7 protein-coding genes are annotated in these 10,117 nt (G+C 68.2%); all 7 read right to left on the reverse strand.

The features are described from left to right. Positions 1-88: 88 nt before the first annotated feature. The 7 genes from F3J45_RS28425 to F3J45_RS29935 all read right to left on the reverse strand — a co-directional run bounded on the left by F3J45_RS28425 (position 89) and on the right by F3J45_RS29935 (position 9,997). A complete protein-coding gene (locus tag F3J45_RS28425; RefSeq protein WP_167070679.1) occupies positions 89-1,843 on the reverse strand; it encodes an ABC transporter ATP-binding protein in 1,755 nt (584 codons plus the stop codon). Next, positions 1,840-3,645: an ABC transporter ATP-binding protein gene (locus F3J45_RS28430; protein ID WP_167070680.1), complete on the reverse strand. Its 1,806-nt coding sequence runs from the start codon at positions 3,643-3,645 to the stop codon at positions 1,840-1,842. The genes F3J45_RS28425 and F3J45_RS28430 overlap by 4 nt, the downstream gene beginning before the upstream one ends. Next, positions 3,642-5,225, reverse strand: a complete 1,584-nt coding sequence (locus F3J45_RS28435; protein ID WP_167070681.1) for a thioesterase domain-containing protein — start codon at positions 5,223-5,225, stop codon at positions 3,642-3,644. The genes F3J45_RS28430 and F3J45_RS28435 overlap by 4 nt, the downstream gene beginning before the upstream one ends. Beyond that, positions 5,222-6,487 (reverse strand): MFS transporter, encoded by a 1,266-nt coding sequence (locus tag F3J45_RS28440; RefSeq protein WP_167070682.1) that lies wholly within the window; start codon positions 6,485-6,487, stop codon positions 5,222-5,224. Before F3J45_RS28440 ends, F3J45_RS28435 begins: the two co-directional genes overlap by 4 nt. 1 nt (position 6,488) lies before the next feature. Next, positions 6,489-8,492 (reverse strand): TonB-dependent receptor, encoded by a 2,004-nt coding sequence (locus tag F3J45_RS28445; protein WP_167070683.1) that lies wholly within the window; start codon positions 8,490-8,492, stop codon positions 6,489-6,491. A 102-nt stretch (positions 8,493-8,594) separates the two neighbouring features. Then, the gene (locus F3J45_RS30650; protein ID WP_167070684.1) at positions 8,595-9,533 is read right to left on the reverse strand and encodes an AraC family transcriptional regulator; all 939 of its coding nucleotides are present in this window, start codon (positions 9,531-9,533) and stop codon (positions 8,595-8,597) included. A 74-nt stretch (positions 9,534-9,607) separates the two neighbouring features. Continuing rightward, positions 9,608-9,997, reverse strand: coding sequence for a hypothetical protein (locus F3J45_RS29935; RefSeq protein WP_205300719.1), 390 nt, complete (start codon positions 9,995-9,997; stop codon positions 9,608-9,610). Positions 9,998-10,117: the final 120 nt, after the last annotated feature.

Here is a 10,117-nt window from a genome sequence, read left to right on the forward strand (position 1 = left end):
TGGTTGCCGCCCCGTTTTCGGGGTAGGCGGTTCCTGCGCGGCCACCGGTGGGGGCCGCGTTGTTCGAAGGGCGGGGCGAGCGGTTGAATCAGGCCAGGGCGTTGTCCCGTGGCCGCAGGCGCCAGTGGCGGGTGGCCTGTTGCTGGGCCCAGAAGCGTGCATACAGGCCGCCAGCTGCCAGCAACTCGGCGTGGGTGCCGCGCTCGGCGATGGTCTGTTGGTCCAGCACCAGGATTTGCTGCACCTGGGTCAGGGTGTAGAGGCGGTGGGCGATGACGATCACCGTCTTGTTGCGGGTCAGGGCGTTCAGCGCCTGGGTGATGGCGGCTTCGTTGTCGCTGTCCAGCGCGGCGGTGGCTTCGTCGAGGATCACGATGGGCGCATCCTTGAGCAGGGCGCGGGCAATCGACAGGCGCTGGCGCTCGCCGCCGGAGAGGTCCAGGCCCTGGCCGAGGCGAGTCTGGTAGCCGTCGGGCAGGGCCATGATGAAGGCATGGCAGCAGGCGGCGCGGGCGGCGGCTTCGAGCTCGGCGTCGCTGGCTTCGGGGCGGGCGATGCGCAGGTTGTTGGCGACGGTGTCGGCGAACAGGTGGTTGTCCTGGAACACGAAGGCGATGCGGGCCAGCAGGTCGTCCTGGCGCATCTGCCGCACGTCCACGCCGCCAATCAGCACCTGGCCCTGGTCGGCATCGTGAAAGCGTGCCAGCAACTGCGCCAGGGTGGTCTTGCCTGCGCCGCTGGCGCCCACCAGGGCGGTGATGCTGCCGGCTGGCGCGTCGAAGTCGATGCCGCGCAGCGCCACGGCGCCGCCTGGGTGGCTGAAGTGCAGGTTGCGCACCTCGATGCCGTGGCCCTGGGGTTCACGGCTGCTGGCAGGTTCCGGCAGGCACGGTGCCTGCAGCAGGTTTTCGATGCGCTCCAGGCTCTTGCGGTAGAAGGCCAGTTGCGCCATCAGCGTGGCCGACTCGCCCAGCATGGCGAAGAACCGGTGCGCCAGCACCAGCGTGAGAATCAGCGACGCCGGTGCCAGCTGCCCTTGCACGGCCAGGTACACGGCCAGGCCGAGCAAGGCCAGCAGGCCGATTTCCAGCAGCACGGCGAAGCCGACCGCGAGCAGCCCGGCCACCACCTCGATGCGAATCGACAGCCGCCGAAGTTGCAGCATGCTTGCCTGCAGGGCACCGAAGCGCTCGGCCGACAGGCCGAAGGCGCGGATCACCTTGATGCCCTGAACGAACGCCAGCAATTGGCTGGCCACGCTGGCGCGCTGGGCGTGCTTGGCCCGGCTCATGGCGGCGAAGCGCTGGCGCAGGGCGGCGGCCAGCAGGCTGCCGGCCGCCACCGCAAGCAGCGCCACCAGGCCCAGGCGCCAGTCCACCAGCAGCATCAGCGCGCCGCTGAGCACGGCAATGCCCAGGCGCCCGAACAGCTCGCCGGTGAGGTGGGTGAAGGCTTCTTCGACCTGGGTGGCGTTCTCGCCCAGCACGGCGCTCAGTTCGCCACTGCGGTTGCGGCTGTGAAAGCCCAGGGGCAGGCGGCGCAGCTGCGCGGCCAGTTGCAGGCGCAGGTCGCAGAGCATGCCGGTGCCCCCCAGAAAACCGCCCAGGTTCGACGCCAGGTTGCAGGCCAGCTGCAAGGCCAGGCTCAGCAGCAAGGCCAGGGTCAGCCAGCCGAGCAGCGCGCCGTCCAGGCGCTGGGCGAACAGTTCGCGCAGGGCGATGTACAGCACGCCATAGGGCACGGTGGCGAACAGCGCTTCGCCCAGGCGCCAGCCGATGCTGCGCCACACGCGCGGGGTGTCGGGGCTTTGGGTGATACGGAAAACGGCCAGGAGCATGTTCATGGGCGTGCCGCCTCCAGGGTCGGCTCAAGGGCAGGTGAATGGCCCAGGCGCCAGTTGGCGCTGGCCTGCTGGGCGTGCCAGAGCTGCTGGTAGAGCGGCTCGGCGGCCAGCAACTGGGCATGGCTGCCGCGGGCACGGATGCGTCCGGCTTCCAGTAGCAGCACCTGGTCGGCGTCAACGATGCTGGCCAGGCGGTGGGCGATCATCACTACGGTGCGCCCGGCGGTGAGGGTGCCGAGGGCCTGGAGGATCTGCGCTTCGTTCATGGGGTCGGCGAAGGCGGTGGCTTCATCGAGCACCACAATGGGCGCGTTGCGCACCAGCGCCCGGGCAATCGACAAGCGCTGGCGTTCACCGCCCGAGAGCCGGGCGCCGCGTTCGCCGAGCACGGTGTGGTAGCCCTGGGGCAGGGCCTGGATGAAGTCGTGGGCCTGGGCCGCCTTGGCCGCCGCAATCACCTGGGCTTCGTCGATGTCGCTGCGGCCCAGGCGGATGTTGTCGAGCACGCTCTGGTCGAACAGGTGCACCTCCTGCATCACGAAGGCCACCTGGTCGTGCAGTTCGCCCAGGGGCCAGGCGCGCAGGTCGCGGCCTTGCAGGGTGATACGGCCTTGCTGCACGTCCCAGAAGCGCAGCATCAGTTGCGCCAGGGTTGATTTGCCAGCACCGCTGGGGCCAACGATGGCGGTGAGGCTGCCGTGGGGCAGGTTGAAGCTGATGTCGTGCAGCACCTGGCCGCCCTGGTCGTAGCTGAAGCCCACCTGCTCGAAGGCCAGCGCATGTTCGCTGTCGCCGGCGGGCAACTGGGCCTGGCTGGCCAGTTCGGGGGCGCGCAGCAAGGTCTGCACACGGTCGTTGGCCGCCTGCACCAGGCGCATCAGGTTGCCGAAGAAGGCCAGTGCGAACAGCGGCCGGGTAATGCCCAGGCCCAGCAGCAGGCACAGGGTGAAGGCCTGCAACGTGAGGCTGCCGTTGAGGTAGAAGTAGCCGCCGATGGGCAGGATGAACAGGCTGTTGGCGCCGATCACCACGGTGAACGCCGACCAGCCGGGCACGGTGCTGGCGACCATGCGCCCGATCACCGCGCGGTAGGCGTCCAGGGCGTTGTGCAGGCGGCCGGTGGCGTGTTCGCCGCGCAGGTAGGTCTTGACCACGGCGATGCCCTGCACGTAGTCGACGATGCTGGCGGACAGTTCGGCATTCACCTCGCCGTATTCGGCCATCACCTGGGGAATGCGCTTGAACAGCGCAATCTGCACGGCCAGGGCCAGTGGCACGGTGGCCAGGGTTGCCAGGGCCATGCGCCAGTCCAGCCAGAACAGCGCCACGGCGCTGGCCAGGGGCAAGGCCAGGGCGGCGGCGCTGTCGTTGAGGTGGTGGGCGATGAACTGCTCCAGGCGGTCGATGTCTTCGCGCAGCACTTGGTTGGCCAAGCTGGCGGTACGGGCGTCGATCCAGCCCAGCGGCAGGCGGGTCAGCTTGTTGGCCAGGGCCAGGCGCAGGTCGTGCAGGCTGTCGAAGGCGGCCAGGTGCGACAACACCCCGCCACTGCACAGCAGCAGCCAGCGCAGCAGCATGGCCGCGCCGCAGCCGATGAGGATTGGCAGCACCTCGGCGAAGGGGGCGGCGCTGCCTTGGGCGTAGGTGACCAACACCAGGTACAGGGCGATCAATGGGGTGATCGACAGCACGCCGGACAGCGCGCTGCACAGCGCGGCAACGATCAGCCGGCGGCGCTGCTGGCCGACCAGGGCCAGCAGGGCGGCGAAGCCGGTTTCATGGGTGGGGGTGGGTTCGGTCATGGGCACTCCGCAAGCGTGCGTTCGGCCAGCTGGCGCAACTGGGCCTGAAGCAGTGGGCGCTGATCGCGCAGGAAAAAGTGTTCGCCATCGATCTGGGCCAGGCTGAAGCCGGCCTTGGCGCAGCGTTGCCAGCCGTGCATATGGCTGGCTGGCACCAGCTTGTCGCGCAGGCCGGCGATGCCATGCACGGGGCAGTGCAGCGCCGGCAGGTCGTGGCGCTGGTAGCGGCAGGCGAGTTGGAAATCGGCCAGCAGGGTGTGTTTGACCGCCGCCAGCAGCGCCGGGCTTGCCAGTACCTGGGGCGCGGTACCGCCGAGCAGGGCCAGCAGCGCCGGCAGGTCGGTGCCGCGCAGTTCGGCCACCTGCAGCAGGCGCGCCAGGCGGGCACTGACGGCCATGTCCGGTGGCGCACTGGCCGACAACCACAGGGCGGCGGGTGGGGTGGCTTCGGCCTGCAGCGCCAGGGCCAGCTCGTAGGCCAGCTGGCCGCCAAGGCAATGGCCGTAGAGCACGTAGGGCGCCTGGCGGCCTGCCAGGTGCGGGCGCAGTTGGGCCAGGGCCCACTGCACCCAGGCGGCCATGTCGGGCAGGGGCGAGTGCTGGCGGAAGCCTTCGCGGCCTGGCAACTGCAGCGGGCAGAAGTCCATGGCCGGGCTCAACGCCTGGCGCCAGCCGGCGAACAGCGAGGCGCCGCCACCACCGAAGGGGAAGGCGAACACGCTCAGGCGGCTGCGCTCGGGCGCTCCTTGGGGAAACACCTGGGCAATGGGGTCGATGGTCACATCCGCGGCTTCAGCCACCGGCAGCGTTGGCAGCGGCCAGTGCCAGGCGGGGCCTGGGTGGGCGCGGGTGGGGCGGGTGTCGCGCTGCAGGTGCACGGCGCGGTAGCGCAGTTGGCCGTGTTCCAGGGCCTGGGCGGTGCGCGTGCGGCCTTCGACGAAGGCCTGGCGGATGAAGTCGTCCTCGGCAGAATCGCCGGGGGCGGCCTGCGTGGCCGAACGTGCCAGCTGCTGGGCCACGGGGTTGCTCAGGTCCAGGTTGCGGGTGCACACCAGGCCCTCGGCGGCGGCCTGTTCCAGCAGCAATTGCCAGGCGTCGTCGCTGAGCAGGTCGGCCAGCACCAGCAGGCCGCCTTGGCGCAGCACCCGGGCCGCGCCGTGCAGCAGGTTGGCCGGGGCGTGCAGGCCTTCGCACAGTTCCACTGCCAGCAGCAGGTCGCAGCTGGCGGCGGGCTGGGGCAGGTGGCAGGCATCGGCCACCTGCCAGCGCACTTTCAGCGTGGCGAACTGGCGCCGGCAGGCGGCGATCTGCTCGGGGCACACATCGATGCCGGTCAGCGTGGCCGCACCGCCCCGGCGCGCCAGGGCGGCCAGGGCGCCGCCGCGGCCGCAGCCGAGGTCGAGCACCTGGCGCCCGGTAAGCGTCACGCCGTCCAGGGCAGCCCACAGCAGCGCCGCTTGCGGTTGGGCGGCGGGGATGCCGTGGCATAGCCACTGCAGTTGGGGGTCCAGTCGCAGCGCCTGGCTCAATTCGTCCAGGCGTGCGTACACCAGCCGGGTCAGGGGCACGGCGGTGGTCATTGGCCAGGTTCCACGGCCGCGCTGGCGCGGGCCTGGCAACGCGGCGCCAGCACCAGGCCGAGCAGGGCCAGCACGCAGGCAACGGCGAAGCTGGCGGCATAGCCGTAGTGGTGGGTGAACTGGGTGGCGCCCAGGCCCAGCACCAGGGCGCACAAGGCGTCGGTGCATTGCAGCACGGAATAGTCGGTGCCGGCCTGGGCCGGGGAGGCCCAGTCCATCATCAGGCTGTAGAGCACCACGAAGCCCATTGCCATGCACAGGCAGAAGGCCAGGAAGATCGCGGTGAGCAGTGCCTTGCTGGTGGCCGCGTGGCTTTCCAGCGCCAGGTAGCCCAGTTGCAGCAGCAGGTAGCAGAACAGGCTGGCGCGCACCATGCGCTTGCGCCCGACCCGCTCCAGCAACAATCCGCCCAGGCAGGCACCGGCGATGCCCGACAGGGCGATGCCGCTGCTCGACAGCAGGCCAACCTGGAGCACGTCGAAACCGCGGTCGACCAGGTAGGTGAGCATGATCGCGGTGAACCAGCGCACCGGCGCCTGGAAGCTGACCACGCAGGCCATGCCCCAGCGCACCGCCGGCCGTTGCCAGGCTCGGCGCAGGCTCGGTGGGTTGCCTTGTAGCGGGGCCGGGTTGGCCGGCAGCGGCAGGGCTCGGCGGCGCAGCAGCCAGGCGGGCAGGGCGCACAGCGCCAGCAGCGCCGCCAGGTAGAGGGTGGCTGGCGCCCAGCCGCTGTGGCTGGCCAATGCTACCCACAGCCCGCCGCCCAGGATGTAGCCCAGGTAGCTGCCGCCGATCTGCATGATGTTGCCCATGCCCCGCTGGGCGGGGGCCAGGCTTAGCACCGCGGTGCCGTCGGTGACGATGTCCTGGGTCACCATCACCAGCATCATCACGCCGAGCAAGGCCAGCAATGGCACCAGGGAAGTAGCCGGGGGCAGGGCGATGGCCAGCAGCATGCCCAACACCAGCAGGCCTTGCAGCTTGTTGGCCAGGCGCAGGCGGCCGCTGGGGCCGTTGCCGGCGATTCGGTCGGTGCGCGCTGCCCACAGGAACTTGATGGCCGTAGGCAGGAACAGCAACGACAGCAGGCCGATCTTGTCCAGGCCCACGCCCTGGGCGCGCAGCAGCACCGGCAGGCCTTCGTGGGCCAGGCCGCTGAGCAGGCCCTGGGTGGCGTACAGGCCGCCAAAGGCGGCGAGCAGGCCAGCCAGGGACGCCGGGCGGCGCCCTGTGACAGCGATACCAGGGGTATGCTCGGTCATGTCAGAAGCTCAGGTTCAGGCGCACGCCCGCCAGGCGGCCTTCACCCACCTGGTAGGCAGTGCCGATTGGCGCACCGGCGTCGAAGGCGTACACGGCATAGGTTTTGTCGGCGAGGTTGTCGACGTAGAAGTCGGCGGACAGGTTGCGGTTCACCTGCCAGGAAACGCCCGCGTCGAGCAGCGAGTAGCCGCCCTGGACCATGGTGTTGGCTTCGTCGAAATAGGTTTTGCCGATGTACGACACGCCCACGTGGGGGATCAGCGCCATGCCGTTACCCAGTTCGAAGGCGTACTCGGCGGCGAGGTTGGCGGTGCTGCGTGGGGCGTAGGGCAGGATGTTGCCCGAAAGGTCGTTGCTGGAGGCGCCGGTCGGGTCCTGGTAGTGGCGGAACTCGGACTTGTTCACCGCTACCCCGGCCTTGACCCGCAGGGCTTCGGTGGCCTGCCACTTGGCGGTCAGGCTGGCGCCGCGGGTGCGGGCATCGCCCACGTTCTGCAGGTACTGGCCTTCGACTGGGCCTACCGACAGTTGGTAGTCCTTGATCTTCATCAGGTAGGCGGCGCCGGCCAGTTCCAGGCTGTTGTCGAACAGGTTGGCCTTGAAGCCCACTTCGTAGTTGCGCGCTTTTTGCGGCGAATAGCTGAAGTCGATGTTCTGTGGGGTGACCGCGCGGGTGAAACCGCCGGCCTTGAAGCCGGTACTGAACAGGGCGTACACCGACACGTCATCGGTGAGCTTGTAGTTGATGCCAAGCTTGGGCGAGGTGGCGTTGTCGCGTTTGTCGTTGTCCATCGACAGCGCGGCAAAGCGCGTGTCGACGTCGGTGCGCTGTTGCTCGAAGCGGATGCCGGGGGTGATGTCCAGGCGGTCGGTGGCGTGCCAGGTCAGCTCGCCGTAGGCGGCGTAGGAGCGGATGTCCTGGTGCGAGTCCAGCGCGTACAGCGGGATCTGGCGTTTGAAGTCGAGGTCTTCGGCGTACAGCCCGGTGACGAAGTCGACGGTGTTGCCCGGTGCCTGGCGCGAGGCCAGGCGCAGTTCCTGGGAGATGGTGCGTTGTTGCTCGGGGGTGTAGCTGCCGAACACGGTGCGTTCGTTGTCGCGGGTTTGGTAGCCGGTGAGGGCGCTGAGCACCATCGGGCCCAGGTCGTAGTCCACGTGCAGGCCGTAGCTGTTGGTGGCCAGGCGGTAGTGCGAGGCCATGGGCAGCACGCGGCGCGAGTCTTTGTTGCCGTTGACGATGAAGTATTCCTCGTCGGAGTGGGTGACGTCGCGGGCGGCAGTGACCATCACGTCCAGCGGGCTGCCGTCGGGGGCGTAGCGCAGGCGCACGCGGCCGTTGCTGTCGTCGTTGTCGCCCAGGCGGGAGCCGGTGTACATGTCCTTGAGTTCGCCGCGGTCGTCGCGGGTGCCGACGGCGATGTCACCGAACAGCGCACCGGGCACCAGCGGGCCGCTGGCCATCAGTTGCACGCCTTGGCCGCGTTTGTTGGCATCGACGGTGGCGTCCAGGCGGGCCTGGTCGTCTGGCTTGCGCGTGACCACGTTGACCACGCCACCGACGGCGCCGCGCCCGTACAGGGTGCCTTGCGGGCCGTAGAGGATTTCCACCTGCTCAAGGCCCTGGGGCAGCAACTGCGAGAGCAGCGCCTGGTCTTGCGGCAGGCCGTCGATCAGCAGCTGCGCGGCGGGGTTGTAGAAGTCTGGCGAGGACTGGCCGCGGATGGTGAAGTTGTCGAACGCGCGGGAGGAACGTTGGCGAATGTTCACGTCGGTGAACACCCGGTCGAGCTGGTCGACCCGGTGCAGGCCGCGCGGCAGGATTTCGTCGGCGGTGGCCACGTCGGCCGCGCCGGCGATGTCCTGCAGGGGCTGATCGCGCTTGGTGGCCTTGACGGTCACGGCGGGCAGTTCGACGCTGTTGGTGGTGGTGTCGGCATGCACCGGAGCGGCCAGGGCCAGGGTGAGCAGCGACAGCGGGTAGGGCAGGAACGTGGTTTTTTTCATGTTGGCAGATCGTCTATTTTTGATAATAAGAATGATTATTATCTGAGCGGCGGCGATCTACCCCATTCGGGAATTTACGGTCCCGATCGGGAAAACTTCATCTTAGGGGGCGTCCTTGACGCCTTTGACGCTGGCCGGGGTCACCCCGTGGATGCGCCGGAAGGCGGCGGCGAACTGGCCGGGGTTGGAGTAGCCGACGAACTCGCAGGCCTGCAGCACGCTGCATTCGCCCGCTTCGAGCAGCGCGCGCGCCTGCTGCATGCGCACCCCGCGCAGGTACTGGGCGATGGTTTGGCCGGTGGCGGCCTTGAAGGCCGACTTCAGGTAGCACTCGTTGATGCCCACGCGCCTGGCGAGGGAGGCGATGGAATGGCTGTGGGCGAATTCGTCGTGAAGGATATCCCGTGCATCCTGCACCGCCACCCGCTGGCGCAGGGGCAGTTTCGGGCCCTGGCGCCAGGGCTTGTGGTCGATCAACTGGGCGAGCATCTGCAGCGCGGCGGCTTCGGCATGCAGGCGCCCGACGGTGGTGTGCATGGCGCTGGTGAGCAGGGTACTGGCGGTGACCATGCCCAGGTTGTGGCACAGGTGTTCGCTGTCGAGCAGCAATTCGGTGCCGTGCGGGCCGCCGATGGTTTCGGCTTGGTCTTCGAATAGCTGTTCCAGCAGTGGGGTAGGCACTTCGATGGATACACCGCTGAAATGGCCGACCATCTCGCGGTTGAAGGTTTGTTGTTCGCTGGCCTGGCGGAGCATTACCCCGGCACCGCGGTAGACCGTGGGCTTGCGCTGTTCGGGCACCTGCAGGTGCAGCTCGCCGGCGACCATGATCTTGATGGTCAGGCATTCGGGGGGCTGTACGTAGTGGTCTTCGAAGGTGCCGGTGAAGTCGTATTGGCCGCGGGCGAGGGTGATGCCATGGGCGATGCGGTGCAGGTCGGTCCAGCCGCTGCCGTGGTGGCGGGGCAGGTCGAAGCGGGCGTAGCCGGGGTCGATATCGTTGAACGGTGAATCTGCGGGGGGGCAGGATGGGGTCGGCACAATCTATCTCCCAGAAACCAAAGCGCTGATGTACCCGGTGGGTGAAATAGGCCATCCAAGGCCTGGGGCACGCATCAAGGATAGGGAATTTTTACAAATTGTAAATGATAATGATTAGCGTTGTGTAAGCGTTTGTAGGCGATCTGCCAGCCCTGCGGGCTACGCTGTCGCGCAGGGAACAGTGCCCGCAAGCGCGCCGCAATCCCGTGTAGGAGCGGGCTTGCCCCGCGAACACCGGCGCAGCCGGTGCCATGCACCGCGGTGCTTGCTTCGCGGGTCAAGCCCGCTCCTACAGGATTAAATTTGCTTTCGCTTTCGCTTTCGCTTTCGCTTTCGCTTTCGCTTTCGCTTTCGCTTTCGCTTTCGCTTTCGCTTTCGCTTTCGCTTTCGCTTTCGCTTTCGCTTTCGCTTTCGCTTTCGCTTTCGCTTTCGCTTTTGCTTCTAAGCGCACGGTAGTTCAGCAAACGCAGATTGCGACCTTAGGAGGCCGAGCGTAGGCCTTGCGGAGGGAGGTGACGGGCATGGATGCCCGTCAAGCGCTGGGCCCCAGGATGGGGCCTGCAGCGCGGTCCTCCCGGGAGCAA

The organism is Pantoea sp. Ap-967, assembly GCF_011752565.1.
Lineage (GTDB): Bacteria > Pseudomonadota > Gammaproteobacteria > Pseudomonadales > Pseudomonadaceae > Aquipseudomonas.

Bases quoted from the DNA above. Each gene is read 5' to 3' on its own strand.
- F3J45_RS28425 (WP_167070679.1), bottom strand. From the start codon at position 1,843: ATGAACATGCTCCTGGCCGTTTTCCGTATCACCCAAAGCCCCGACACC.
- F3J45_RS28430 (WP_167070680.1), bottom strand. From the start codon at position 3,645: ATGACCGAACCCACCCCCACCCATGAAACCGGCTTCGCCGCCCTGCTG.
- F3J45_RS28435 (WP_167070681.1), bottom strand. From the start codon at position 5,225: ATGACCACCGCCGTGCCCCTGACCCGGCTGGTGTACGCACGCCTGGAC.
- F3J45_RS28440 (WP_167070682.1), bottom strand. From the start codon at position 6,487: ATGACCGAGCATACCCCTGGTATCGCTGTCACAGGGCGCCGCCCGGCG.
- F3J45_RS28445 (WP_167070683.1), bottom strand. From the start codon at position 8,492: ATGAAAAAAACCACGTTCCTGCCCTACCCGCTGTCGCTGCTCACCCTG.